The sequence below is a fragment of the Mesorhizobium escarrei genome (assembly GCF_935825525.1).
Classification (GTDB): domain Bacteria; phylum Pseudomonadota; class Alphaproteobacteria; order Rhizobiales; family Rhizobiaceae; genus Mesorhizobium; species Mesorhizobium escarrei.
This window is the reverse complement of record NZ_CAKXZT010000157.1, coordinates 1-25,684: the sequence shown is the minus strand read 5'-3', so window position 1 is coordinate 25,684 and position 25,684 is coordinate 1. Positions and strand designations below refer to the sequence as shown.

The 25,684-nt window shown below is 63.4% G+C and carries 27 protein-coding genes and 1 tRNA gene; 17 read left to right on the top strand and 11 right to left on the bottom strand.

From position 1 onward, the window contains the following. Nucleotides 1–126 precede the first annotated feature (126 nt). Nucleotides 127–1,017 (top strand): arginase family protein, encoded by an 891-nt coding sequence (locus NMG80_RS28490; RefSeq protein ID WP_254021186.1) that lies wholly within the window; start codon nucleotides 127–129, stop codon nucleotides 1,015–1,017. A gap of 13 nt (nucleotides 1,018–1,030) precedes the next feature. Here the strand turns inward: NMG80_RS28490 and NMG80_RS28485 are convergent, their stop codons facing one another. Next, on the bottom strand, nucleotides 1,031–1,534 hold the full coding sequence (locus tag NMG80_RS28485; RefSeq protein WP_254021185.1) for a DUF1801 domain-containing protein: 504 nt from the start codon (nucleotides 1,532–1,534) through the stop codon (nucleotides 1,031–1,033). Between the two features lie 109 nt (nucleotides 1,535–1,643). Here NMG80_RS28485 and NMG80_RS28480 point away from each other — a divergent pair, with 109 nt between their 5' ends. Then, nucleotides 1,644–2,195 (top strand): GNAT family N-acetyltransferase, encoded by a 552-nt coding sequence (locus NMG80_RS28480; RefSeq protein ID WP_254021184.1) that lies wholly within the window; start codon nucleotides 1,644–1,646, stop codon nucleotides 2,193–2,195. A gap of 10 nt (nucleotides 2,196–2,205) precedes the next feature. Here the strand turns inward: NMG80_RS28480 and NMG80_RS28475 are convergent, their stop codons facing one another. Continuing rightward, a complete protein-coding gene (locus NMG80_RS28475; protein ID WP_254021183.1) occupies nucleotides 2,206–3,387 on the bottom strand; it encodes an MFS transporter in 1,182 nt (393 codons plus the stop codon). Nucleotides 3,388–3,514: 127 nt separating this feature from the next. Beyond that, a complete protein-coding gene (locus NMG80_RS28470; protein WP_254021182.1) occupies nucleotides 3,515–5,179 on the bottom strand; it encodes a Na/Pi cotransporter family protein in 1,665 nt (554 codons plus the stop codon). Between the two features lie 389 nt (nucleotides 5,180–5,568). On the opposite strand from NMG80_RS28470, the gene NMG80_RS28465 reads away from it, so the two are divergent. From NMG80_RS28465 to NMG80_RS28435, 7 genes are all read left to right on the top strand, one after another. Further along, entirely contained in the window at nucleotides 5,569–5,934 is a 366-nt protein-coding gene (locus tag NMG80_RS28465; protein ID WP_254021181.1) for an RcnB family protein, read from the top strand. 156 nt (nucleotides 5,935–6,090) lie between these two features. Beyond that, the gene (gene dnaG, locus NMG80_RS28460; protein ID WP_254021180.1) at nucleotides 6,091–8,082 is read left to right on the top strand and encodes a DNA primase; all 1,992 of its coding nucleotides are present in this window, start codon (nucleotides 6,091–6,093) and stop codon (nucleotides 8,080–8,082) included. Between the two features lie 385 nt (nucleotides 8,083–8,467). After that, nucleotides 8,468–10,489: an RNA polymerase sigma factor RpoD gene (gene rpoD, locus NMG80_RS28455; protein WP_254021179.1), complete on the top strand. Its 2,022-nt coding sequence runs from the start codon at nucleotides 8,468–8,470 to the stop codon at nucleotides 10,487–10,489. 207 nt (nucleotides 10,490–10,696) lie between these two features. Continuing rightward, complete coding sequence (locus NMG80_RS28450) at nucleotides 10,697–10,990, top strand: GYD domain-containing protein (protein WP_254021178.1); 294 nt, start codon at nucleotides 10,697–10,699, stop codon at nucleotides 10,988–10,990. A gap of 195 nt (nucleotides 10,991–11,185) precedes the next feature. Next, the gene (locus NMG80_RS28445; RefSeq protein ID WP_254021177.1) at nucleotides 11,186–11,566 is read left to right on the top strand and encodes a thiol-disulfide oxidoreductase DCC family protein; all 381 of its coding nucleotides are present in this window, start codon (nucleotides 11,186–11,188) and stop codon (nucleotides 11,564–11,566) included. A 139-nt stretch (nucleotides 11,567–11,705) separates the two neighbouring features. Beyond that, entirely contained in the window at nucleotides 11,706–12,425 is a 720-nt protein-coding gene (locus NMG80_RS28440; RefSeq protein ID WP_254021176.1) for a PadR family transcriptional regulator, read from the top strand. Nucleotides 12,426–12,484: 59 nt separating this feature from the next. Continuing rightward, the gene (locus tag NMG80_RS28435) at nucleotides 12,485–12,778 is read left to right on the top strand and encodes an HlyU family transcriptional regulator (protein ID WP_065009209.1); all 294 of its coding nucleotides are present in this window, start codon (nucleotides 12,485–12,487) and stop codon (nucleotides 12,776–12,778) included. 121 nt (nucleotides 12,779–12,899) lie between these two features. Here the strand turns inward: NMG80_RS28435 and NMG80_RS28430 are convergent, their stop codons facing one another. Further along, nucleotides 12,900–13,535, bottom strand: a complete 636-nt coding sequence (locus NMG80_RS28430) for an FMN-dependent NADH-azoreductase (RefSeq protein ID WP_254021175.1) — start codon at nucleotides 13,533–13,535, stop codon at nucleotides 12,900–12,902. Nucleotides 13,536–13,642: 107 nt separating this feature from the next. Between NMG80_RS28430 and NMG80_RS28425 the strand changes: the two genes are divergently transcribed. Continuing rightward, a complete protein-coding gene (locus tag NMG80_RS28425) occupies nucleotides 13,643–14,599 on the top strand; it encodes a LysR family transcriptional regulator (protein WP_254021174.1) in 957 nt (318 codons plus the stop codon). On the opposite strand, the gene NMG80_RS28420 is transcribed toward NMG80_RS28425, so the two are convergent. After that, nucleotides 14,532–15,158 carry a TetR/AcrR family transcriptional regulator gene (locus NMG80_RS28420; RefSeq protein WP_254021173.1) on the bottom strand — a complete coding sequence of 209 codons (627 nt, stop codon included), beginning with the start codon at nucleotides 15,156–15,158 and terminating at the stop codon, nucleotides 14,532–14,534. The genes NMG80_RS28425 and NMG80_RS28420 overlap by 68 nt on opposite strands. A gap of 67 nt (nucleotides 15,159–15,225) precedes the next feature. Here NMG80_RS28420 and NMG80_RS28415 point away from each other — a divergent pair, with 67 nt between their 5' ends. Then, nucleotides 15,226–15,648 (top strand): VOC family protein, encoded by a 423-nt coding sequence (locus tag NMG80_RS28415; protein ID WP_254021172.1) that lies wholly within the window; start codon nucleotides 15,226–15,228, stop codon nucleotides 15,646–15,648. 102 nt (nucleotides 15,649–15,750) lie between these two features. Here NMG80_RS28415 and NMG80_RS28410 read toward each other — a convergent pair whose 3' ends face one another. Continuing rightward, nucleotides 15,751–16,698 (bottom strand): S1C family serine protease, encoded by a 948-nt coding sequence (locus NMG80_RS28410; RefSeq protein ID WP_254021171.1) that lies wholly within the window; start codon nucleotides 16,696–16,698, stop codon nucleotides 15,751–15,753. 266 nt (nucleotides 16,699–16,964) lie between these two features. Between NMG80_RS28410 and NMG80_RS28405 the strand changes: the two genes are divergently transcribed. Next, nucleotides 16,965–17,837: a S1C family serine protease gene (locus NMG80_RS28405; protein ID WP_254021170.1), complete on the top strand. Its 873-nt coding sequence runs from the start codon at nucleotides 16,965–16,967 to the stop codon at nucleotides 17,835–17,837. 8 nt (nucleotides 17,838–17,845) lie between these two features. Then, complete coding sequence (locus NMG80_RS28400; RefSeq protein ID WP_254021169.1) at nucleotides 17,846–18,496, top strand: helix-turn-helix transcriptional regulator; 651 nt, start codon at nucleotides 17,846–17,848, stop codon at nucleotides 18,494–18,496. 152 nt (nucleotides 18,497–18,648) lie between these two features. Here the strand turns inward: NMG80_RS28400 and NMG80_RS28395 are convergent, their stop codons facing one another. Together NMG80_RS28395 and NMG80_RS28390 are read right to left on the bottom strand one after the other, a co-directional pair. Beyond that, nucleotides 18,649–19,038: a type II toxin-antitoxin system VapC family toxin gene (locus tag NMG80_RS28395; protein WP_254021168.1), complete on the bottom strand. Its 390-nt coding sequence runs from the start codon at nucleotides 19,036–19,038 to the stop codon at nucleotides 18,649–18,651. After that, nucleotides 19,035–19,301 carry a type II toxin-antitoxin system VapB family antitoxin gene (locus tag NMG80_RS28390; protein ID WP_254021167.1) on the bottom strand — a complete coding sequence of 89 codons (267 nt, stop codon included), beginning with the start codon at nucleotides 19,299–19,301 and terminating at the stop codon, nucleotides 19,035–19,037. Before NMG80_RS28390 ends, NMG80_RS28395 begins: the two co-directional genes overlap by 4 nt. 167 nt (nucleotides 19,302–19,468) lie before the next feature. Between NMG80_RS28390 and NMG80_RS28385 the strand changes: the two genes are divergently transcribed. Next, on the top strand, nucleotides 19,469–20,335 hold the full coding sequence (locus NMG80_RS28385; RefSeq protein WP_254021166.1) for an SDR family oxidoreductase: 867 nt from the start codon (nucleotides 19,469–19,471) through the stop codon (nucleotides 20,333–20,335). Nucleotides 20,336–20,688: 353 nt separating this feature from the next. Here the strand turns inward: NMG80_RS28385 and NMG80_RS28380 are convergent, their stop codons facing one another. Then, nucleotides 20,689–22,818 (bottom strand): OmpA family protein, encoded by a 2,130-nt coding sequence (locus NMG80_RS28380; RefSeq protein WP_436798706.1) that lies wholly within the window; start codon nucleotides 22,816–22,818, stop codon nucleotides 20,689–20,691. Nucleotides 22,819–23,078: 260 nt separating this feature from the next. Here NMG80_RS28380 and NMG80_RS28375 point away from each other — a divergent pair, with 260 nt between their 5' ends. Further along, nucleotides 23,079–23,525 carry a YcgN family cysteine cluster protein gene (locus NMG80_RS28375; RefSeq protein WP_254021299.1) on the top strand — a complete coding sequence of 149 codons (447 nt, stop codon included), beginning with the start codon at nucleotides 23,079–23,081 and terminating at the stop codon, nucleotides 23,523–23,525. A 258-nt stretch (nucleotides 23,526–23,783) separates the two neighbouring features. Then, a complete protein-coding gene (locus NMG80_RS28370) occupies nucleotides 23,784–24,146 on the top strand; it encodes a hypothetical protein (RefSeq protein ID WP_254021164.1) in 363 nt (120 codons plus the stop codon). Nucleotides 24,147–24,367: 221 nt separating this feature from the next. Here NMG80_RS28370 and NMG80_RS28365 read toward each other — a convergent pair whose 3' ends face one another. Further along, nucleotides 24,368–25,078, bottom strand: coding sequence for an SIMPL domain-containing protein (locus NMG80_RS28365; protein WP_254021163.1), 711 nt, complete (start codon nucleotides 25,076–25,078; stop codon nucleotides 24,368–24,370). A 235-nt stretch (nucleotides 25,079–25,313) separates the two neighbouring features. Between NMG80_RS28365 and NMG80_RS28360 the strand changes: the two genes are divergently transcribed. Continuing rightward, nucleotides 25,314–25,389 (top strand) — tRNA-Ile (locus tag NMG80_RS28360). A 55-nt stretch (nucleotides 25,390–25,444) separates the two neighbouring features. Here the strand turns inward: NMG80_RS28360 and NMG80_RS28355 are convergent. After that, on the bottom strand, nucleotides 25,445–25,684 hold a 240-nt coding region (locus tag NMG80_RS28355; RefSeq protein WP_254021162.1), incomplete at its 5' end, for a hypothetical protein.

Below are 25,684 nucleotides of genomic sequence, written 5' to 3'. Positions count from 1 at the left end.
ACGACATCGATGCGGCAAGCCATTTGCCGTTCCGGCGCGTTCGACAAACTCTCGACGTCGAGGAGGAACTTTCGTTGCTCCAGACCCTTTTTGCAACGAGGATCCTACGAAAAACGGAGCTTCGATTTGGCGGCGCGTTTGTTGAACATTGTCGGCGCCGCCACCAGCGCCGGCGCCTATTCGCCAGGGCAGGAGCAAGCTCCCGCGGCCTTTCGGCGACATGGGCTCGCAGCGGCGCTCGCGAGCCGAGGCAGAACCATCAGGGATCACGGCGATGTTGCATCGTTCCGGTGGCGACCGGATCGCTCGCGGCCGCAGGCCATGAACCTGGAGGCAGTGCGCCACGCCTGTGACTTGGTCGCAAGCGAAGTGGCGACGGCGATCGCAGCGGAGGAGGACGTGCTTGTTTTGGGCGGCGATTGTACTGTGGAACTGGGAACGGTCGCCGGAGCGAACGCGGCCGGCGCGCGGATCGGACTCGTCTACATAGACTTCGACGCCGATCTCAACACACCTGACACGAGCGACGGCGCGCTGGACTGGACCGGTGTCGCTCATCTGCTCGATATTCCCGGGTGCGAGCCTTCACTCGCTACGCTCGGCCCAGCGCGTCCGATGCTCGTGCCTCAGCAGCTTCTCTATTTCGGCGTCGAGAACATCACTCCGCCCGAAGCCACCGCGATCAGAGATCACGCGATCAAGGTCATATCGCGTGAGGAAGCTTTGCGTGATATCGAGGCAGCGGCGGCGCGCGCGGCCGAATGGGCGGCGCGCTTTGACTGCGTGCTCATTCACTTCGATGTCGACGCACTCTCCTTTATCGATTTTCCGATCGCCGAGAATGTGCGCCGTTGCGATGGTCTCAAACTGGAGCAGGCAGCCTTCGTGCTAAAGCAGTTGACCGCCCTGCCGCAATGGCGCGGCCTGACCATCACAGAAGTTAATCCGGCTCATGCGCCAGACGAGCCCGCCGCGTTCGCACGCTTGAATGAGGTGCTTGCGGACGCCCTTGGCTAATTCGCGATGCGACTCACATTCGTTCGCCGGGCAGTTGGCTGGCTTGCTTCACCCAGGCGGCAAACTGAGCTTCGTCGAGCTGGTCCTCATAAACGTCGAGGTAGCGCACTTCCTTGTGCTTGGACTCGCCGGGAGGAACAGGACGCAGTGACGTGCCTCGGAAGAAGGTCACTTTGACGTAGCGGGTGAAGACATGAAACGACAGGAACCAGCCCTGGCCCTCGATGCCGTAAAACGGCGAGTTCCATTTGACTACCTTGTGCACGCTGGGGACGGTGCGCACGATGATCGCGTCGAGACGGCGCCCGATGTCGCTTTTCCAGCCTGGCATGGCCGCGATGTAGGCCTGCACGGGAGCGTCGCCTTCAGCCTTCGCGATCTGGGGGTTGCCGCCAGCGAGGAGTGTCGGCTTCGCTTCCTTGCCGGACTGCGGCTTCGGCGTTGCCTTGCGCGGTTTGGTCGCCACGACCCGCTTGGCGGCGGCCTTCGCCGACTTCTCGGACGTGTGGTCGGCCATTGTGTTCACTCCAAAGTAGGTGGACCCAATCGATGACATTTGATTTTAGAAAGCCGCCCCTGAAGATCAACTTCAGAGTCTGAGGGCGGCAGCGGAGCGATCGAACGTCATGGTCGAACTCGTCAAACCGGCGCTTGAACATCTGCCGTCCTACAAGGCGGCCCTCGAGCGCGGCTGGTCGCCGGACAATGTGCGGCTGATGGAGGCGACGCGCGAGCAGCTTGCGGCCATCGAACAGGATCCGACGGCCTTCCTCGCCGATCTCGACGACCCCGGTGGTGGTCCGATCACCTTGCCTGATGGGACGAAAGTGCCGCGCCTGCCGGGATTCCGGCGCTGGATCTGGGACGGCGAAGTCGCCGGCTCGATCGGCTTGCGCTGGCAGCGCGGCACCGCCGAGTTGCCGCCGCATGTGCTCGGCCACATCGGCTATGCCGTGGTGCCGTGGAAGCGGCGGCGCGGCTATGCGACAGAGGCAGTGAGGCTGATGCTCGGCGAGGCGAGGGCGCTCGGCCTGCCCTTAGTCGAGATCACTGCCAAGCCGGGTAATCTCGCCTCGCAGAAGGTGGTCCTGGCCAATGGCGGACGGCTGGTCGGGCGATTCTTCGAGGACGCTGCCTATGGCGGCGCCGAAAGCCTGCGCTATCGCATCGACCTGTAGCGCCTGCCGATTATTCGGCAGCGGCCGGCAGCGGCGGCATCGTGTTTCGGCGCCACTCCCAGATATGCGAGGCAAGCGCGACCGCCACGGCGACCAGCATGGCTATGGCGCCAACCACCGACAGGCTGCGATAGCCATAGCCGGCATGGAGCATGGCGGCGCCGAGCGAGGCGGCCAGCGCGATGCCGACATTGAAGCCGGCCGGGATGAGCGATGAGGCGAGATTGGAGGCATCCGCCGTCCAGGTCAGGATACGGGTCTGGATCGGGGTGCCGATGGCAAAGCTGAGACCGCCCCAGATAAAGATCGCCACCACCATCGGCACCGGGTACGGGCTGACGGCGTAAATGACGGCAAGTGTCACCGCCTGCATGAAAAGCATGGTGATGAGTGACGGCATCAGTTTCCAGTCGGCTAGCCGCCCGCCAAGGAAGACACCGATCGTCGCGCCGACACCGTTGAGCAGCAGCACCCAGGGCACCAGGTCCTCGTCGAGGCCGGTGACTTCAAGCAGCGTCGGCGTGATGTAGGTGAACAGGCCGAACTGGCCGATCATCAGCATCAGCATGAGGATCAGCGACGTCCAGACCTGCTGGCGTGCGAGCGCGCGAACCTCGCTGCCAAAACTGACTGACTGGCGCGACGATCCCGTCTTGCGCGGCACCAGCACGGTCATGGCAGCGATGGACATCACGCCAAGCGCGCACATCACCCAGAACGTCGCGCGCCACCCCCAAATATTGCCGATCGCCGTGCCGGCCGGTACGCCTATGACATTGGAGACCGTGAGGCCTGACAGGATGAGCGCCACGGCCATTCCACGCTGATCCTGGCGGACCAGGCCGACCGCAACCACCATTGCGACGCCGAAATAGGCGCCGTGCGCCACGGCTACTGCAATCCGCAACAGCAACATGGAGGCGAAGTCGGGCGCAAGGGCGCAGGCGGCCTGGCCGATGGTGAAGGCTGCGGCAAGGCCAAGCAGCAAGGCTTTGCGGGAAAGCGTCTTGGTGGCGAGCGTCAATAGCGGTCCGCCGATCGCGATGCCGGCGGCGTAGCCGGAGACGAGGTAGCCGGCGGTTGGGATGGAGACGCCAAGGCCGTCCGCCACCTGCGGCAGCACGCCGGCGATGACGAACTCGGTGGTGCCGAATGCGAACGCAGCGATGAACAGGGCGATGAGGGGAAGCATGGCGCGAGAAGGCGATCGTTGAATGAGATGGCCTCAAATCACGAACGAGGGCGGCGGGCAATCCAGAAATTGTCGACGCCTCTTCAGGTTTTCTTGATCGGACTGGCGCGGCGACAAGGCCGCGGGATCACCCGGCCTTCAGCCGCGAGCCGGTGAGCAGGCCGCGTTCCTCGAGCACGGGGTAGGCCATCGAGGCGAGCAGCGAATTGATCTGCTTCAGGTCGCGGATAGTGTCGAGATGGATGGAACTGGTCTCGACGCTCTTGGCGGTGCCGTCGCGCAGCCGCACGAAATGGCTGGCGCTGGTCTCCTTCTCGCGGTCGCGCAGCCGATCCTTTTCCAACACCAGCTGGCGGGCGGTCTCCGGATCGCGCGAGACCAGCACGTTGAAGGCAAGCCGCGCGTTGGCGAGCACCGAAGCGTGGAAGCCGCTAAGCTCACACCAACCCTCGGGCGTGAACTCCAGCCCGCGCTCAAGCTTCTTCCTGACATGCACCAGCATGTTGCGCACGATGATGTCGCCGACCTGTTCGAGCTTGACGCAGGCGCCGATCAATTCCTGGCAGCGCAGCGCCTCGTCCTCGCTCAGCGGGTTCCTGGTGACCTTGGCCAGATAGAGCTTAATCGACGCATGTTTCTTGTCGACGCGGTCGTCGAGCGCGGCCAGCGCCTTGATCTTGTCGGCGTCGGCGCTGTCATAGAGCTCGATGATCCGCTTCAGCATGATCTCGACCGTCTCGCAGACCCGCACCACCTCGCGGGTGGCGTTGGCCAGCGCCTGGCTCGGCACATCGAGGGCGCTGTCGTTGAGCGCGGACAACTCGACGACGTCGAGCGCTTCGGCCGGCGCCGGTTTGGTGCCGAGCGCCACGATCTTTTCCGAAACGCGGTAGACGAGGCCGGCCAGTGGCAGGCCGGCAACCAGGATCATGACGTTGAAGAGGATATGGGCGTTGACGATCTGGTCGGGCACGGTGGCGCCGAGAAAGGCGACCGGCGGCTTCAACCACAGAAACAGGATCAGCATGGCCAGCGAGCCCATGCCGCGCATCAGGAGATTGCCGATCGGTACGACACGCACGCCCGGCTCTGCATTGCGGGTGAGCAGCGGCGCGATGATCGACGAACCCAGATTGACGCCGAGCACCAGCACGATGCCGAGTTCGGGCGGAATGAAGCCGCGGCCGGCGAGCGTCACCATTAAAAGGACCGCGGCGATCGAGGAATGGAACAGCCAGGTGACCAGCGCCGCCAGCAGATAGGCGGTGACCGGATCGCTGGAGAAGTAATCGACGACGACCGGCATCAGCGTGCTCTGGCGCAGCGGCTCCGCGGCCTGGCCGATCATTTCCAGCGACAACACCAGCAGGCCGATGCCGACCAGGATGCGGCCGAACTGGCGCCAGTCGCGCCGCTCGGTGGCCATGAACATGACGGTGCCGGCGACAAGACAGACCGGCACCAGCAGCGACAGGTCGAAAGTGAGCAGCTTGACCACCAGCGCCGAGCCGATCTCGGCGCCGCGCACGGCAAGCTGGCCCGATATGCCACTGACAATGCCGGCGCCGGCGAAGGAGCCGACCAGCAAGGTGACGGCGGTGGAGCTTTGCAGGGCGATCGCTAGGCCGCAGCCGGCCAGAACCGCCATGAAAGGATTGCGCATGGTCGCGCGCAGCTTGTGGCGCAGCACATCGCCATAGGCGCGCTCGACACCTGTCTTCACCAAGCGGGTGGCAAACAGCATCAGCGCCACCGCGCCGGCAAGATGCAGCAGAACGACCGAACCGCTCATGTCAGGCTCGCATTCCGACAGGCGTCAGCGATACGGGAGCCGCGACGGCAAAGAGGCAAAAGAGGGGGCGAATCAAAGACATTGCAAAGGTCGATACTACTCCGATTCCTCTTAGCCGGATAATAAATTTTGCCCATTTCGGCCGGCTGTTGGTGCGCGACAGGGCGTGTCGGAAATGGATGGATCGCAAAATGGTTGCATTGCCGGCCGGCTTCTGGATTGTCGCGCGGTCGAGTGCCGACCGCCCCATAAGATCAGGTCTGAGCTGAGTGTTGAATTAGCTATTATAAATACATGAAATCATTACAAAAACGTAATCCTCGTGTTCAGTTTCAGTTCATTCTTCGGGCACTATTACTTGGGCATCGACAACCAAGGAGTACCCCGTCATGAAACGTATCATTCTTTCCGCAGTCGCCGTATCGATGCTGGCTGCGACGTCCCTGCAGGGCCAGGCAGCGCCGCTGAACGCGCCGAATGCACCGCAGTCGACCTACAGCCATGTCGACTGGAAGAAGCCAGACAGGCACGTGAAGAAGCGCGTCGTGGTGAAGAAGAAAGTCGTCGTGGAGAGGAACCATTGGCGCAACGGCCAGAAATATTCGAGCTGGAAGCGCCACCAGCCGATCCGCGACTATCGCCACTATGGCCTGCGTCGTCCAGGTCGTGGCCAGGAATGGATCCGCGTCGGCAACGACTATCTCTTGGTCAGCGTCGTGTCCGGCATCATCTTCGGCGCGATTGCCGCGCACTGACCCTCAAAAACATCGACCTGCACAATGCCGGATAGGAAGGAAGGCGGCTTGCAAAGGCCGCCTTCTTTTTGCCCTGTGAAAACCGGGTATGTTCCGCATTAGGAGTCGTCGGGTTTCGCCGGCGTGATTATATGGAGGGCAAACGAGCCGTTCCCGATGCGCTTTCCACCTGCCTTCCTCGACGAGATACGCGACCGCGTGCCGATTTCATCGGTGATCGGCCAGCGCGTTGCGTGGGACAGGAAGAAAACCAACGCGCCGCGCGGCGACTATTGGGCGTGCTGTCCCTTCCATGGCGAGAAGAGCCCGTCCTTCCACTGCGAGGACAAGAAGGGCCGCTACCATTGCTTCGGCTGCTCGGTTTCGGGCGATCACTTCAAATTCCTCACCGAACTCGACGGAATGAGCTTTCCCGAAGCGGTCGAGAAGATCGCCGATATGGCCGGGGTGCCGATGCCGGTTCGCGATGCCGAGGAGGAACGGCGCGAAAAGGAACGCACCAGCCTGACCGAAATCATGGAAATGGCGACCGCCTTCTTCCAGGAGCGGCTGCAGGGACCGGAAGGTGCAAAAGCCCGCGCCTATCTGCGCGACCGCGGGCTGACGCCGGCGACGCAGCAATCGTTCCGGCTCGGCTATGCCCCGGACAGCCGCAACGCGCTGAAGGAGCATCTTGCCGCCAAGGGCGTGCCCAAGGCCGATATCGAGGCATGCGGGCTGGTGCGCCATGGCGACGACGTTCCGGTTTCCTACGATTGGTTCCGCGACCGCATCATGTTCCCGATCCCGGATTCCAGAGGCAAGATAATCGCTTTTGGCGGTCGGGCGCTGGCAGCCGATGCGCTTGCCAAATACATGAATTCGCCCGACACCGAGCTCTTCCACAAGGGCAATGTGCTCTACAATTTCGCCCGCGCGCGCCAAGCGCTGGGAAAGGGGGCACTGGGAAAGGGGGCTGTGGCCAAGGGCGGCACGGTCATCGCCGTCGAGGGCTATATGGACGTGATCGCGCTGGCCCAGGCCGGTTTCGAGAACGTCGTGGCGCCGCTCGGCACCGCGCTGACCGAAAACCAGCTCGAACTCCTGTGGCGGATGGCCGGCGAGCCGGTGCTGTGCTTTGATGGCGACCAGGCCGGACTGAAGGCGGCATGGCGCGCCGCCGACATGGCGCTGCCGGCGGTTCAGGCAGGCCGCTCGGTGCGCTTTGCGCTTCTGCCCGAAGGCAAGGATCCCGACGATCTGGTCAAGGCCGAAGGGCCGGACGCGTTTCGCGCCGTGCTTTCCGAGGCGCGGCCGCTCGCCGATCTTTTGTGGATGCGCGAAACGGCCGGCGGCATCTTCGACACGCCGGAACGACGGGCGGAACTGGAAAAGACGCTGCGCGAACTGACCAGCCGCATCCGCGACGAGAGCTTGCGCTATCACTACCAACAGGAAATGCGCGAGCGGGTGCTAAGCTTTTTCGGCGCCCAGCGCGGCGCGCGCCAACTTTATCAAGCGGGGCGCCAGGATGGGCGGCCCGGCGGGCGCTTTCAGGGCAAGGGCTCAGCTCCTGGCGGACAGTTCGCACGCAGCGGCAATGCCGGCGGACGCACGGCGATCACCGAAAGCCTTGGCCGCTCGGCGCTGGTCAAGCGCGGCAGCGAGGGGATGTCGGTGCGCGAGGCGACGATCATCGCAGCCCTTGTCAATCATCCGGCACTGATCGACGAGAATTTCGCACATGTCGAGTTCCTCGACCTCGCCAACACCGATCTGAAGCGACTGCATGCGGCGATCCTCGATGCGATGGCGCATGACATGGCCAACGACCGCAACGCGGTGATCGCGACGATCGAACGGGCCGGCTGCGGCGAGATCTGGGCACGCGTGGTGGCGCTGATCAAACGGGCGCGGCAATGGCCGGCGCTGGAAACAGCCGGACTTGACGACGCCCGCGACGCCTTCAGCCAGGCGCTCCACTTGCAGCGCAGCGCGCGCACCTTACATAAGGAGCTGAAACAGGCAGAAGCGGCGCTCGCCAGCGATCCCACGGACGAAAATTACCGGCATCTCGTCGAGATCCAGGCGCAATTTCGCGATGTGCAGGCAACGGAAGCGCTGATCGAAGGGTTCGGCGTGTCGTCGGGCCGGGCCGGGCGGGTGTAGGTCGAAGCTTACGAAAGAGTGAAAGTGCAGACCGTGCTTGCGCGCCGAATCAGCCGCGGCGCTTTAAGTCGGGTAAATGATTCGCTTTTTTCATGCGAATCATGCGAGAGGCGCTTGACCTTCTGGCAGAATAACGGAATCAGGACGATTCGAAACGTTAACCCGCGCCGGCGTCGACGGAAATGCAGCGATGTGAGGTACCGGTCACTGGACGGGCAGTCAGCCTGCCACAGATACCAGGGTTAATCTGGACTTAACGAGAGATGCAGTTACTGGCCCGGGGAAGCGCGTTCCAGCGCGAGCGCATCTGATTTAACCGGTTCGGCAGCTTACGCGGCTTGATACTTATGCGGCTAGATACTTGGCCGCTTGGAGAAAATAAAGAATGGCGACAAAAGAAAAGGAAGAGGTCGAGACCGAACGTGAAGGCGCCACCGATGGCCCTCTGCTCGACCTTTCCGACGATGCTGTCAAGAAGATGATCAAGGCCGCCAAGAAGCGCGGCTATGTCACCATGGACGAACTGAATTCGGTGCTGCCCTCGGAGGAAGTGACCTCCGAGCAGATCGAGGACACGATGGCCATGCTCTCCGACATGGGCATCAACGTGGTCGAGGACGACGAGCAGGGCGAGGAGCCTGAAGCCGCCGATGCGGCTGCCGACGCCGAGGAAGACGCCAACGAACTGGCCGAGCAGACCGGCACCGCCGTTGCTGCGACGACCACCAAGAAAGAGCCGACCGATCGTACCGACGATCCGGTTCGCATGTATCTGCGCGAGATGGGCTCGGTCGAGCTTCTGTCGCGCGAGGGTGAAATCGCGATCGCCAAGCGCATCGAGGCCGGCCGCGAGACGATGATCGCGGGCCTGTGCGAAAGCCCGCTGACCTTCCAAGCCATCATCATCTGGCGTGACGAACTCAATGAATCGAAGATTCTGCTGCGCGAGATCATCGACCTCGAAGCGACCTATGCCGGACCGGAGGCCAAGCAGGCGCCGGTGGTCGAGCGGATCGAGGAAGCCAAGACCGAGGAAAAGCCGCGCCGTTCGCGCGAGGACGAGGACGACATCACCAATGTCGGCGGCGACACCCGCGGTCTGACGGACGACGACGAGGAAGACGAGGACGAAGCCAGCCTGTCGCTGGCGGCGATGGAAGCGGAGCTGCGCCCGCAGGTGATGGAGACGCTCGACGTCATCGCCGACACCTATAAGAAGTTGCGCAAGCTGCAGGACCAGCAGGTCGAGAACCGGCTGGCTGCCGCCGGCACGCTGTCGCCCAGCCAGGACCGCCGGCTGAAGGAGCTGAAGGACCAGCTGATCAAGGCGGTGAAGTCGCTATCCCTGAACACGGCGCGCATCGAGGCGCTGGTCGAGCAGCTATACGACATCAACAAGCGCCTGGTGCAGAACGAAGGCAAGCTGTTGCGGCTGGCCGAAAGCTATGGCGTGCGCCGCGAGGAATTCCTGAAGGAGTACCAGGGCTCTGAGCTCGATCCGAACTGGACGCGCTCGATCGGCAATCTGACCTCGCGCGGCTGGAAGGAATTCACCAAGAACGAAAAGGACGCGATCCGCGACCTGCGCGCCGAGATCCAGAACCTCGCCACCGAGACGGCGATCTCGATCCAGGAATTCCGCAGGATCGTCAACCAGGTGCAGAAGGGCGAGCGCGAAGCCGCGATCGCCAAGAAGGAAATGGTCGAGGCCAATCTGCGCCTCGTCATTTCCATCGCCAAGAAATACACCAATCGCGGCCTGCAATTCCTCGACCTGATCCAGGAAGGCAATATCGGCCTGATGAAGGCGGTCGACAAGTTCGAATATCGCCGCGGCTACAAGTTCTCGACCTATGCGACGTGGTGGATCCGGCAAGCGATCACCCGCTCGATCGCCGACCAGGCGCGCACCATCCGCATTCCGGTGCATATGATCGAGACGATCAACAAGATCGTGCGCACCTCGCGCCAGATGCTGCACGAGATCGGCCGCGAGCCGACGCCGGAGGAACTGGCGGAAAAACTCGCCATGCCGCTGGAAAAAGTGCGCAAGGTGCTGAAGATCGCCAAGGAACCGATTTCGCTCGAAACGCCGGTCGGCGACGAGGAGGATTCGCATCTCGGCGATTTCATCGAGGACAAGATGGCGATCCTGCCGATCGACGCGGCCATCCAGGCCAATCTGCGCGAGACGACGACGCGGGTGCTTGCTTCGCTCACCCCGCGTGAAGAGCGCGTGCTCAGAATGCGCTTCGGCATCGGCATGAACACCGACCACACGCTGGAGGAAGTCGGCCAGCAGTTCTCGGTCACCCGCGAGCGCATCCGCCAGATCGAAGCCAAGGCGCTGCGCAAGCTTAAGCACCCGAGTCGCTCGCGCAAGCTGCGGAGCTTTCTGGACAGCTGATGCCGGGCAACGAATAAGCAATTTAAAGGGCGCTGCGGCGCCCTTTTTCGATCGTGCCGCAGAGATTGTCTCGCGACGGTGCGGTTGTTGTTGCAGCACACCTGCTGTGGGAGGATAATCTCGTGTCGGATGCAATTTCTGGGCGACAAACCCGGATGCCCGCCCCGGCAGTGACGCCGTGCTCCGAGGCCCCGGAGGGAGGTGTGCATGACAACTTATATCGTGCTGATCAACTGGACGGAGCAGGGCGCCAAAAATGTGCGCGAGTCGCCGAAGCGGCTCGATGCCGCCAAGAAGCTGCTGGGAGACATGGGCGGCTCGTTCAAGGCGTTTTATCTCACCATGGGCGAATGCGATATGGTGGCGGTCGTCGAAGCGCCCGACGATGCGGTGCTCGCTCGTTTCTCGCTGATGCTGGCGACAGGCGGTAACGTGAGGACGCGGACGCTCAAGGCTTTCCCGGAATTGGCCTATCGCGAGATCGTCGCCTCGCTCGGCTGAGGCGTTGCGCGGCTCGCGCAAGCTGCCGGACATCGGACGGTCAGGCGCCGCTCGACGGCGCCCGGCCAATCTGGCCCGAAGGTGGCTGGCCCGGAATGTGTCTGGCCCGAAAGTGGCTGGCCCGAAATGTTGCGGGCGGGGCGAAGGTATTTCCCGGATAGTCAGCGCAGCACTTCAGCTCGCGTCTCGAGACACATGCCCAAGCCCCTGCTGACCATCTGGTACAATACCCGTTGTCCGGTTTGCGATGCCGGCATTAGCCGGCAGAAGCGGCGGCTGGTCGAGTCGATCAAGGCCGGGCGAATCGCGTTTCGCGACATCAATGCCGAACCGGCGGCGCTGGCCGGATACGGCGTGTCGCTGGACGACATCCGCCGCCGGCTGCACGCAACCGATGCGGACGGCAAGCTGCTGGTCGGCGCCGACGTCGCAATTGCCGTCTGGCTGAGAACGCCGGGCGAGGGCTGGCTGGCAGCGCTGTTCGGCAACCGCGCCGTGCTGCCGCTGACACGCTATGCCTATGATCGCGTCGCTGATCTTCTCTGTGCCTGGAATCGGCGCAAGGGCCGCTGGTAGGCGGTATTTCGTCCGCAAAGCCGCTCTCGGCGCCCGCCGACGATGCAGCGCGCGAGATACATCGTAAGATATATCTTGACTCAATCGCTTCACGCGCTTAGCTAAGATATATCGTAAGACATATCTCAAGGAGCAGACAATGCACCGACATCATCATTTCGGCAAGCATGCCGAGCGCGTTTTCATGCATATGGCGGGCAAATTCGGCGGCCGTGGCGGCGGCTTCGGCCCATTCGGCCACGGCATGAGGGGCGGCGGGCGCGGCGGGCCGGGCGACATGTTCCGCGCCGGGCGTATGCTGGCCGACGGCGATCTCAAGCTGATCACGCTGTCGCTGCTGGCCGAGGCGCCGCGCCACGGCTATGACATCATCAAGGCGCTGGAGGAACGCACCAGCGGCGTCTACAGCCCGAGCCCCGGCGTGGTCTATCCGACGCTGACCTTCCTGGAAGAGGCCGGCTATGCCGTCTCGTCGGCGGAAGGCAACAAGAAGGTTTTTTCGATTACCGAGGCAGGGCAGGCGCATCTCAATGACAATCGCGAGATGATCGACCACGTGCTCGATCATCTCGAGCGTTTCGGCCGCAAGATGGCTAAGGCGCGCGACTGGTTCGGCTGGAACGACGACGGCGAGGATGGCGGACGGCGCGGCCGCGGCGGTTCGGAAAAGCGCGACGAATTCCGCGCCGTGCGCCACCGGCTCCGCGCAGCCCTCGGCCACTTTGTCGATGCGCCGGCTGAAAAACAGGCCGAGGCGATCGCCATACTGGAAGGGGCGGCCGAAGCGCTGGAAGCACTGTCGCGCGACCGACTTCTGGGTCCGGATGCGGCCCTTGCCCGTTTGCCTAAGGACCGCTAGTGAAATCATCCTGCATCACGCTATGTGATACAGGATGATTGCCGTTGGAGGGCGCGCCCATGTCTTTTCTGAAACGTCTTTTCGGCGGTGGCGGCGGTGACGCGGGCGAGCCAAAGAGTGCTGCACCGGCAAAGCAGATCGAGCACAAGGGATTTTTGATCAGCGCCACGCCGTACAAGGCGGAGGGCCAATACCAGACCTGCGGCGTGGTTTCCAAGGAGATCGACGGCGTGATGAAGGAGCACAAATTCATCCGCGCCGATCGTTTTGCTGGACTCGATGATGCTGTCGACATCTCGATCAAGAAGGGCATTCAGCTGGTCGACGAGCAAGGCGAGAAGATGTTCGGGTAGCGTCGCGAATGGCAATGTCGCGCGACTTCGGAGCGACGTAAAGCTGCAGGCATCAGGCAAGTGCAAAAAGGCAGGCGCCCGGCGCCTGCCTTTTCGGTTCTGATTACCAGTTGTTCGCGCTCTACGCGGCAGCGGCAACTGCCCCGGTCGAGGCCACCACCGCATCCACCTTGGCCGATGCCTTGGCCAGAGCGGCGGTGACGGCCTCGGGGCCCATGCCGACGCCTTCGATGCGGATGACTTCGACATCGGTCATGCCGATGAAGCCAAGCACGCTGCGCAGGTAAGGGATGGCGTGATCCATCTGCACGGCAGCGCCCTCCGAATAGATGCCGCCCGAGGCAAGGACGATGTAAACCTTCTTGCCGGTGACAAGGCCCTTCGGGCCATTCTCGCCATAAGCGAAAGTCTTGCCGGAGCGGGCGACGTGATCGACCCAGGATTTCAGGGTCGACGAGATGCCGAAATTGATGAAGCCGGTGGCGAGGATGATGGTGTCTGCCGCAAACAGTTCATCCAACACGCCGTCGGAAACGCCGACGACCTCGGCCTGGCGCTGGGTGCGGGCCTCGACGGGCGTATAGATGCCGGTCGAATAATCGGGATCGATATGCGGCAGCGGGTCGGCGACGAGGTCGCGGACGACAAGCTTGGCCGAGGGATCGGGGGCAAGCAGTTTCTCGGCGAGTTCGGTGGCGATACGGGTCGAGTGCGAGGCATTGCCGCGCGGGCTCGATGTAACAAGAAGGATAGACATGGCGGGTCTCCAGGGATGAGTTGAATGTCCCGCAAATATGGGTCTGCCAGCCCATTTGAAAAACTGGTATATTTTTCGTATGATCCATCTAAATTATGGATGGAACGATGCAACCCAACCCAACACTCGACCAACTGCAGATCCTGGTTACGGTGGCCGACACCGGCAGTTTCTCCGCCGCCGGGCGCAAGCTCAACCGCGCGCAATCGGTCATCAGCTACGCCATCGCCAATCTGGAGGCGCAGCTCGGGCTGAAACTGTTCGAGCGCGAGGGTACGCGCGAGCCGCAACTGACCGATATCGGGAAGGCGACGCTTGAAGATGCGCGGCGCATGGTCGGCGTGCTGCAGCGGATTCGCTCGCGTGTCGACGGCCACCGGCAGGGTCTCGAGGCCGAGGTCGTCATGTCAGTGGAGATGACCTTGGCTTCGCCGGTGCTGGTGCGGGTGTTGAAGGCCTTCGAGGTGCAATTCCCGACCGTGACGTTGCGCCTGCATACCGGTTCGCTGGGGCTGATCGTCGAGCAGGTGGTCAACGGGCAGGCCGATTTTGGAATCGGCGGCATTCCGGGCGATGCCGACGTGCACCTGCTGCGCATCGGCTTCACGACGATGGTGCCGGTCGCGGCGCCCGATCACCCTTTGGCGCTACTGCCAGGACGAGTGCCGCTAGAGGAGGTGCGCGAGCACACCCAACTGGTCGTCAGTGATCAGTCGGAGCGGACGCGCGGGCGCGATTACGGCGTCTTTGCCTACCGCACCTGGCGGCTGACCGACGTGCGCACCAAGCATGCGCTGATGCGTGAGGGATTAGGCTGGGGCGGGCTGCCGCGCTGGCTGATCGCCGAGGATCTGGCAAGCGGCCGCCTTGTCGAGCTCGACCTCGAACCCTACAGCGAGGTGCGGGCGCCGCTCTATGCCATGCATCGCGCCGACCGTAGTCCGAAACCGGCGGCAGCCTGGCTGATCGACGAATTCAAGCGCCAGCTTGGCTGCTTCAACGAGTTCGAGCCGGGTGAGGTGCCTGAGGAGGAGCCGGAGTCAGTCCGTCGATCAGCGCCATGAGAACCGTGCGATAGTCCTCGGCCGACGCTCCAGCTTCAATGGCGAGTGCCGCGCGGTCGAAAGCGGCGGCAAGCAAAGCCGTTAGCGCTTCCACAGGCAATTTCGTCATCGAGTGGGAGCGCATCGCGGCGACGAGACCCTCGCGCAGCGAGCGGTTGCCGTGGCGGTTGTCGATCTCGTCCATGGCGGCGCGGCCGAGCACGGCCGGTCCGTCGAGCAGCAGCAGCCGGGTGCGGCCAGGCATTCGCATGGCGGCAAGATAGGCATCCGAGCCGGCGACCAGCGCGTCGCGGGCAAACAGCGAGGGCGGCGAGGCGCGCTCGATCTCTTCCGCCACAGCAGCCGCCTCCTGCTCGACCACTGCGGCGAACAGCGCCTGCTTATCGGCAAAGTGATGATAGAGCGCGCCGCGCGTGACGCCGGCCGCAGCAACGATCTCGGGCGTGCCGGTCTCCGCATAGGACTTTTCGATGAACAGTTTTCGCGCCGCGGCGATCAGGTCGGCGCGCGTCGCTTCGGTACGATCGCGATTGGAGCGGCGCGCGGATTCCTGTTGCATACATGCAGCCTGTATGTTAATACGCATTTACATGCAGACTGTATGTTATTTGACGGGAGAAGGAAAGATGAAGACGACAAGCTATTACCCGGTGCTGATGACCGGCGACGTTGCCGGCACGAAGGCCTTCTATGTCACGCACTTCAGCTTCAAGCCGCTGTTCGAGAGCGACTGGTACGTGCATCTGCAATCCACCGAGGATCGCCACGTCAATCTCGGCATCGTCCAGGGCGATCATGAAACGATTCCTGAGGAAGGGCGCGGCCGTACCTCCGGCCTGCTGATCAATTTCGAGGTCAAGAACCCGGATGCGGTCTACGAGCGGATCACCGCCGCCGGCCTGCCGATCCTGTGCAGCCTGCGCGACGAAGCCTTCGGCCAGCGCCACTTCATCACCAAAGACCCCAATGGCGTGCTGATCGACGTGATCAAGCCGATCCCGCCCAGCGCCGAGTTCCTGGCGCAGTTTGTTGAAGGGGCGGCGGGCTGAGACGACGATGAGTTCGCTAGTCGTCGGCGGCGACTGCGCGGTCCTGCTTGGCACACTGGCTGGTGGTTTCGCTGCTCGGCCAGATCTTTGAGCCGATAATGGTCAGCTTCGCGCCACCGGCATCAGCGTGACCTGGGCAATTCCGGAGCGGCGCACCACCGTGCACAGTGTCTCGCGACCGATGCGCTCGGCATCGAGCATGCGTACCAGATCGTCGACGCCGGTGACCGGGCGGCCGTCGATGGCGGCGATGATGTCGCCTTCCCTGAGCCCGGCCTTGGCCGCCGGGCTGTTCGCCTCGACGCTGCGCAGGCGCACAGCCGTGCTGCTCGACACTTGCGACAGCAGGGCGGCGCGGCGCGGCAGGTTTGTCGTATCGGCCGAGACACCGATGAAGGCGCGGCGCACGCGGCCGAAGCGGATGATCTCGGAAATGACGAAATTGGCGGTGTTGGAGGCAACCGCGAAAGCGATGCCTTGCGCGCCATGGATCATGGCGGTGTTGACGCCGATGACCTCGCCCGCCGACGACACCAGCGGTCCACCGGAATTGCCGGGGTTGAGTGCTGCGTCGGTCTGGATGACATCGTCGATCAGCCGGCCGGTGGAGGCACGCATCGAGCGGCCGAGCGCCGAGACGACGCCTGATGTGACGGTCCATTCGAAGCCGAGCGGGTTGCCGATGGCAATGGCGATCTGGCCGCGCCGCAGGCGCTTGGAATCGCCGAGCGGTGCGATGTCGGCAAAGCTGCCGTCGGCACGCACCAGCGCGATGTCGGTGTCGGGGTCGCGGCCGAGAACACGACCTTCTCTGGAGACGCCGTCCGGCATCGTAACACGGACGGTGCGGGCATCGCCAACGACGTGGAAATTGGTTACGACCAGCCCATCCGGTGTGATGACGAAGCCGGAGCCTTGGCCGCCGGCACCACCGATGCGCTCGATGCGACAGACGGCGGGACCAATGCGGTCCACGGCATCAGCGACCGTTACCGAATAATCGTCGAGCAGCGCATCGTCGAACTGCAATTGCCGGGCGGGCAGGGACATGGCAGGGCTCCGTGTCTTTAGAGCAAGATGAAGGATGCCTATATGTGCGGAGCGGCCGGATCGGCCGCGACCTGACCAGATGGCCAGTCCAACGCCCAACTAGCCGTCAGGCGAGTACCCGCCAACGCACTGCCGAGCGATATCTGGGTAGAGCGACGAGCGTCCATTGGACGCTCAAAGTGCGCTCTAAAAGAGTTCTCGCATCGTAGTTTCCGAAAATCGGTGTCGATTTTCGGGCCGATGCGATAAAGACCCAGGAGACCAACATGAGCGACTTCAATCTGAGCGCATTTTCCGACGCCATCGCCGATATCGCCGCCGCAGCGGCGCCGGCGACGGCGAGCTTCGCCACGCATCAGCATCGCACCGCGACCGCCTTCCATTGGCGCGACGGCTATTTTGTCGCTGCCGAGGAGGCGGTGGAGGCCGGCGAGGAGATCGAGCTGAGGCTTTCATCGGGCGACAAGGTGAAGGCTGAGCTGGTCGGCCGCGATCCATCCACTGGGACCGCCCTTCTGAAGCCGACCGGCGCGCCGGACGTGCCGCCGCTGGCTAAGGCGGGCACGGTGCGGCCGGGCCATCTGGCTATCGCCGTCGGCAATTGCGACGGTGCGTCGCTCGCCGCTTTCGGCACGGTTGGTGAGGTCGGTCCGGCCTGGCGCTCGATGCGCGGCGGCACGATCGACCGGCGCATCAATCTGGCCGTCAATGCCGGCGGCCGTTTCGAGGGCGGCCCGGTGCTCGACGCCAAGGGCGCACTGATCGGCATGCTGCTGTTCGGGCCGCGCCGGCGGGCGCTGGTCATGCCTTACGAGACGATCGAACGGGCGGTGGCGACGCTGCGCGAGAAGGGCCATGTCGCGCGCGGCTATCTCGGCGCCGGCCTGCATCCAATCCGCAGCGGCGACACGCATGGCGCGATGGTGATGAGCCTCGACGACAATGGCCCGGCGAAGGCGGCCGGCCTGCATCTTGGCGACATCATCGTGTCGTGGAACGGCGAGGCCGTGCATGGGCCGCGCGAGCTGATCCGCAGGCTCGGGCCGGACAGTGCCGGCGCGTCGGTGACGCTCGGCGTGGTGCGCGGCGGCGAACGGCTCGACGTCGTGCTGACCATCGGCGAAAAGCCGCTGAACTGAGAAGATCGATGGCAAGTCACGGGATCACGGGGCGGCGGCTGACGGTGCTGATCGCGCTCGATGACGTCGTGCGCGCCGAGCACCTGTCCACCGCCCTTGCCGCGACCGGCGATCTGCTGCCGATTCTGGCCGGTAGCAGCAATAGCGCCGACAGAGCGGATGTCGCGATCGTCGATGACGTTTACCTGGAAAGAGGGGGCCTGGAAGGCGGGGCCAACGATCCCGTCATACCCCAGGTGCTCCTGTCGCGACGAGCGAGCCGGCAGCGGCCGGCCGATACAGTGCTTGCCGTGCTGCCGGCGGCAGCGGACGATCTGCTGATCGCTGCCGCCGCGCGACTGGCGGCGGCTGGCTATCGGATCTCGGGCGAGGGCCGCCCTTTGTCCGATCGACATGACGATTTCGCCTTCCATGACGACGACCTCTCCGACGAGGAGCCGGTCGACGACAGGGCCGGCCGGCCGGCGCTTTCGCCGCGCGAGAGCGAAGTGCTGGCGCTCTTGGCCGAAGGCGCGCCCAACAAGGTGATCGCGCGGCGCTTGAACATTTCCGTCCACACGGCGAAGTTCCACGTCGCAGCGATCCTGATCAAGCTAGGTGCGGCCAACCGCACCGACGCCATCGCTATCGCGATGCGGCAAGGCCTGGTGCTGGTCTGACGGTGGACTAGGGTGTGTTGAAATTCTGGTGATGCCGGCCTGCAAATGCCGATTTCCTGCGCTTCCGGTACTCTCGTACCCAAACGTACGCTCCGTTCCGGTTCTCGGAAACCACCATTTTCGGCGCGGCCTGACCTGAATCTCAACACACCCTACACGGCCGGTTCGATATCCGTCAGCCGGAAATCGTCGCCCTTGAACAGCAGCGGCATGGCCTCGAGACGGGCCGTGGCACAGGCGATGCAGTTGCCGAAATTGAGAGCGGCCGGATGCCGGCCGTTGCCATAGCGCAGGAAGGCCTGACGGGCCACAGCGGCGTGGTCGGCCGTAAAAGGGATCGTCTCGATCGATGCGGTGCGCAAAAAGGCTTCGAAGCCGTCGACGATCTGGTCTTGCCAGCGGCCGACCAGCACCATCGTCGCCTCGAGCAGGGTCCGTGTTGCGAGCAGCCGCCTTTCAGCCCGGGCGACCGCCAGCACGAAACGATCATAGCCTGGTTCCGTGCGCAAAATAGCGACGAGGGCAGAGGAGTCGATGATCATCGCGTCGGGATTCCGGGTTCGTCGTAGCCGAGGATTTCGTCTTCGGTCATCGCATCTTGGCGTTTCGGTATCTTTGCGGCTCTTTCGGCGATTGCCATCAGGCGCTGAAAAAGGTCGTCGGCCTCGTCGCGCGGCACAAGCCGCTCGCGCGCAACTTCGCGCTCGAGGCTTTGACGGATCGCTTCCGTCACCGACACGCGACGGCGGCGGGCAAGTTCCCGCGCCAATTGCTCGACTTCCGTGTTCTTGATCGACAGCGCCATTCTATATTCCACCTTTTTTTATGGAATATATACTTGCTCCGCTGGCGAGCCCACGCATTTCGCGGCGCCTCCGCAGCGTCACCACCCCTCGATGCTCGCCGCTCTTGTGTCTGGCGACGGCGCGGGCAAGGATCGCGACCAACAGATTTGCAACGGAGGCGGAAGACATGTCGCTCAAGGGAAAGACGCTGTTCATCTCCGGCGGGTCGCGCGGCATCGGGCTGGCGATCGCGCTGCGCGCTGCGCGCGACGGCGCCAACGTAACCATCGCGGCCAAGACCGCCGAGCCGCACCCGAAGCTGCCGGGCACGATCTATACGGCCGCGCAGGAGATCGAGCAGGCCGGCGGCAAGGCATTGCCGATGCTGTGCGACATACGCGAGGAGGGGCAGGTGGCCGAGGCGGTCGCCCGGACCGTCGAAAAATTCGGCGGCATCGACATCTGCATCAACAATGCCAGCGCCATCCAACTCACCGGCACGCTGGAAACCGATATGAAGCGCTACGACCTGATGCACCAGATCAACACACGCGGCACGTTCCTGGTTTCCAAAATGTGCATTCCGCACCTAAAGTTGGCTGACAATCCTCACATCTTGAATCTGGCGCCGCCGCTCGACATGAAGGCCAAATGGTTCAAGAACCATGTCGCCTATACGATGGCCAAATTCGGCATGTCGATGTGCACGCTGGGCATGAGCGCGGAGTTCGCCAGGGACGGCATCGCCGTCAATTCGCTGTGGCCGATCTCGACGATCGATACGGCAGCGGTGCGCAATCTTCTGGGCGGGGCGACAGTGGCGGCGATGAGCCGTTCGCCCGATATCATGGCCGATGCCGCGCATGCGATCCTGCTCAGGCCGTCGCGCGAAGCGACCGGCAATTTCTACATCGACGAGGAGGTGCTGCGCGCCGAGGGCGTCAGCGACTTTTCGATCTATGCGCCTGATGCGACGGGCCCGCTCGCCGGTGACTTCTTCGTGCCAGACGAGGTGTTTGCAAATTCGAAAACCAACGTCAAAAATATCTACTGACTGGCACCGGACGCCGTTCTCACTCCTCAGCCTGCTTGGCTTCGAGGCCACCGTGAGGAATTGTCTAGGCCCCGCATAGGCCTCGGTTCTCCTCCGAAGCTCAGAAACAAAACCCCGCCGGCGAGGGGGTACCGGCGGGGCTCATGTGTCCCGCTGGAGTCGGGACAGGGCAGGGAAGCCCTAGCCAGAATCTGGGGCGGACGCCCTCGCGATTCAATGCCTGATTAAAATCGCGGCGCACATTCTCTTTCAACCTCGGCTCATTGTCGAAACCGCCCATCCCGGTGGAACCGGGGTGGGCGACCTCTTCCCGCATAGATTCCAGAAACCAGTTCAGGTTCTGGAATTGCGAATTAATTCGCGCTGGCCACCGGCGCCACCAGCGAGGTGATGCGGCGGATGGCGACGCGACGGTTCTCGCGCTCAGGCTCCGACGTATCGACCTTAAGATACTCCTCGCCATAGCCCTGTGTCGTCAGGTTCTCCGGCGGGATGCTGAAGGCATTGCTCAGGGCTTCGGCGACAGCCTCCGCGCGACGGTCGGACAGAGCGAGGTTCGCCTCCGGCCTGCCGACGGCATCGGTATGGCCTTCGATCAGGAAGGTTTCCGCCGGGTTCTTCTCCAAGAGCTTCTCCATGGCGCTGGCGACGCCTTCCAGTTTCTGCACCTCGGTTTCGGGGATCGAGGCTGAACCGAATTCGAAGTTCAGCGTGTCGAGGTCGATGCGGCGGGCGATGTCGCGCACGCGGGCCGAGCGCTTGACCTCGTCGATCGAGTAGAGGCGTTGCACCCTCTCCACCGGCGGCTGTTCAAGAAAGGCATAGTAGTCGGCCGGATCCTCGACCGCCTCGGAATCCAGAATGTACTCCTCGCGCGGAATATCGATCCGAATCGGCGGCAGGTCGTCGCCCGGATCGCGCCAGTCGCCATCGTCCTCATAGTGTCGCTCGTCGACATAGCTCAGCACATATTCGCGTCCATCGGGCGCGATGCGTGAACGCTGGACGACATCGCCGTAGCGGTTGCGGATGGTGACGATCTGGATTCCGTTGTCACGCTCGACGATTTCCCGGGTGCGATTGCCCGACAACTCCTCATAGTAGACGTTCCGCGCGCCACGGCGCATGCGCGGCGCATCGTCGCTTTCCACGATCGTCTGGTTGTTGAACTGGAGGATAACGCGGTCGCCGAGTTCCCTGACAACGTCGACCCCTCGCGGGCGTGGACGGCGGCGAATGTCTTCGTCGTCGGGCGCACGCTCAACGCGTCTGCCCTTTTCCTCCGTCGCCCGAACCACCCTCTCAAGCTTGATCGCCTGCTGCGCCGCCCTGTCGTCGGTGGGCGGCGGTCCCTGGTCGACCGGAGCCGGTCTCGGGGCTTCCGCCTGCTCGCCGTTCTGCTGCGCGGGCTGACCACCGGCGTCCTGGCCGCCGGTCTCTTGCGCGTTGTCCCTCCCGGCCCTGCGCTTGCGCTCCTTCTGACTGTCGAACACGGCAGCCTCGCCTTGGGCCGCACCTTCGCCTTCGGCGGGCGCGGCCTGCTCGCGCTCGGCGGGCTGCTCGCCGGTTGGGGGCTGCTCTCCTGTCACCGGCTGTTCGTCGACAGGCTTCTTGCCGCGTTCCCTGGCCTGATCCCGGGGCTTGTCGCCCTCCGTCGGAGCTGCTTGCTGGTCGGTCGGAAGCGGCTCGCCCTGCTCGCCGGGTTCCTTCCTGGCTGGCTGTTCGGATGGTGCGGCTTCGATCTGCTGATCCTGCTCCCGCTTCTTTCTGCGCGGTTCGGGCTGTTCGTCGCTGGCAGGTGCGGCCTGCTCGGCGGGCCGTTCGGCCGGTGCGGCTTCCTCCTGCTGTTGCCGGTCACGCTTCTTCCTGCGCTGTTCGGGCTGTTCGTCGCTCGCAGGCGCGGCCTGCTCCGCGGGCCGTTCGGCCGGTGCGGCTTCCTCCTGCTGTTGCCGGTCGCGCTTCTTTCTGCGCGGTTCGGGCTGTTCGTCGCTCGCAGGCGCGGCCTGCTCGGCGGGCCGTTCGGCCGGCGCGGCTTCCTCCTGCTGTTGCCGGTCACGCCTCTTTCTGCGCGGTTCGGGCTGTTCGTCGCTGGCAGGTGCGGCCTGCTCGGCGGGTGCGGCTTCCTCCTGCTGTTGCCGGTCACGCTTCTTTCTGCGCGGCTGTTCGTCGCTGGCAGGTGCGGCCTGCTCAGCGGGCCGTTCGGCGGCTTCCTCCTGCTGTTGCTGCTCGCGCCTCTTCCTGCGCTGATTGCCCTGCTGCTCCTCGCCGGAAGGCGCGGCCTGTTCCGCGGGCGCCGATTCGGCCTGCCGCTCGCGCTTCCTGCGAGGCTTCTGCTCCGGTTCCGCCTGCTGTGCGCAGCCTTCCGCCGACTCGCCTTCAGGGCAGTTCGATTGCGCGGGGATCAACGGCGTGGCGGTACTTTGCGGTGGGTCGAACGCAGCGCTGCCCTGCAACGGGAATGCGCCCAACGGCGCGGACGCCATCAGCAGGCCAAGTGCCGTGCCTGCGAGAATCCGTGGTTGGCGTTTCATTAGAAATCCTCCTTTTGGCGTCCCATCCCGGCCCAAACTGTTCATCAACCGGATTGGTTCCGGTTAGTGGGCATTAACGGCTACGAAGGGCAATTGGCCGGCGTTTTGAAGGCGACTTCGTGTTATTCCTATGGTGCCGGCCTATGGTTCTGTCCGGGTCTGCGTCTGTTGCGGTGCTTGACCTTGACGCCGGCGGGGGCCACATCCCGTCAATGGAAACGCCGTTCTGGAAAACCAAGACGCTCGAAGCGATGACCCCGGCCGAGTGGGAATCGCTTTGCGACGGCTGCGGCAAATGCTGTCTGTCGAAACTCGAGGACGAAGACACCAGCGAGATCTACTGGACCAGCGTCGGCTGCCGGCTGTTCGACGCCGAAACGTGCCGCTGTTCGGACTATGCCAACCGGCTGGCCCGCGTCCCGGACTGCGTCGGGCTGACGCCGCAGAATGTGCGCACCATCAGCTGGCTGCCCAAGACCTGCGCCTACCGGCTGGTCGCCGAGGGCCACGATCTCTACTGGTGGCACAGGCTGGTGTCGGGCAGTGCCGAGACGGTGCATGAGGCCGGCATCTCGATGCGCGGCCGGGTCAGCGCCAGCGAGACCGATCTTGCCGAGCCGGACGACTATTTCGAGCACATGCTGGACGACGAGCCCTAGGGCCCGGCCTTCAGGGCCCGGAACCGGCCGCCCGACAGCGCGTTTTCTATCCAAATGGTTCAGAACCGACCGGATTGTTCAGAACCGAAAAGCCGAGAAGACTGCGCAATTGCTTGTTGCTGTTACATGAACCCGAAATGAACGGCCGGTTCGTAAAAAGTTCAGATACGCAAGCGCATTCTCCTCGCCATCGGTTCGACCAAGACATGATTGGTTCGATCAAAGGCGGGCGGAAGCCCTGAACAAGGAGAGAAGATAATGTTCAACACGATCAAGACGGCGGCCCTTTCGGCGCTTATCGGCCTCGGCACGCTTGCCGCTATCCCCGCCACAGCCCAGGCAGACAGCATCTATCTCGGCTTCGGCGACGATGACGATCCGCGCGTTGGCGTCTATACCGGCGATGACGATGGTTACTACCGCGAACGCCGCCGCGAACGCGACTGGCGCCGGTCCTGCTCGCCAAACCGTGCTCTCGGCAAGGCAGAGCGCATGGGTCTGCGCCGTGCCCGTATCATCGACGTCGGCCGCCGCACCGTGAAAGTAGCGGGCCGCCAGTATGGCGACCGCGTCGTGGTCGTGTTCGCCAATGAGCGCGGCTGCCCGGTCCTCTACCGGTAAGCGTTCGCACGTTGCCTACCGGCAACGGCCCGCCTGGTAGTATGATCTTCTGCGAAGGTCAGCTTGGGACATGACCTTCTGCGAAGGTCGGTCTGGAGTAGTAGAGCCCCTTTCCGCTGAGAGAAGGGTGCGGCTCGAAAAACCCCCGGAGGACCAGTCCTCCGGGGTTTTTTCATGCAGCAAAGTCAATGTTGCCGCTGCCGAACCACTTCAGGTGGCGGTCACTTCAACTCGAAAGTGACGTTGACCTGCACCGTGTAGGAATTCTCGCCAGCCTGCACCGGAACCGATTCGCGAGCCGCATCAAAAGCCTTGGCGTTCATCGGTATCGGCGGCGGCGCGACGTTCTGGTCGGTGATTTCCAGCACCCGTCCGATGCTGACGCCGGCAGCTTCAGCCAGAGTCCTGGCCTTGGCCATGGCGTCGGCGACCGCCTTCTTGCGGGCTTCGGTGACAGTTGCCGTTGGATCTTCGTTGGAGAACGAGATGCCGCCACCTTGGTTGACGCCGAGCGATACCGCCCTGTCGAGAATCTCGCCTGTTTTGTCGATGTCGCGGATGCGCACCGAAAGCGTGTTGGTCACCTGATAGGCGATGAGTTCGGCTTCCTGGCTCCCGTCCGCCTTGTTGGTATAATTGTAGCGTGGGTTGATCTGGATGCCGGCCGTCTGCAGGTCGCGCTCCTTGATGCCAGCCGACTTCATTGCGGCAATCACCGAAGCCATGGCGTCGTTGTTGGCATCGAGCGCGGCACGCGCGGTCTTGGCCTCGCGCATGACGCTGAGCGTCAGCAGCGCCAGGTCGGGGGCCGCGGTTGCTTCGCCTTCGCCAGTGACGACGATGCGGGGCGGCGGCGGCGAATCGGCCGCACCGGCCATCGCCGGAAACGCGATTGCGGCGGCGAGCGCCAAGGGCAAAAGATGTCTGGTCATAAAAATCTCCTCGGTCTGCGATCCAGTCGCGCTTGTCGACTACCGCATCGGCCCAAAATCGGAATCGATTTCGGAAAGCACGATGCGTGGGTTCAAAGCGTTAGAGCGTACTTGCGCGTCTAAGTGGACGCAGGTCGCTCTAATGGCTGAATATGGGCTGATTTGGACGATCTCGGCCAGCCAGTTCGGAAAGCCTTGTGCGATTCGAGGAAAAACATTAATCCAGCCGCGTGTGGGGCCTGTAGCTCAATGGTTAGAGCCGGCGGCTCATAACCGCTTGGTTGGGGGTTCGAGTCCCTCCGGGCCCACCATATCCATTGATTTTATTGACAAAAACTGCCCTCGGCCCAAAACGTTTTGGGCCCATTATGGGCCCAAAGCAAACATCGTGGTTCCGGTTTGTTCCGACTCTATTTGGTCGTCCGTGAAGAAAGCGATTTTCGCGTCAACCGTGAAAGTGATCTGCGTTGGAGGGCTTTGTCCCAACTGAGGGGCGGAGTTCAGGCTGATCGCGGCCGGAGTGGTGGCGTTAGGGCTGTTGTGAGCATTGTCAGGAACAAGGCACACAAAAGCCTCAGCCAATTGAGCAGGAGGCTGAAGATGATA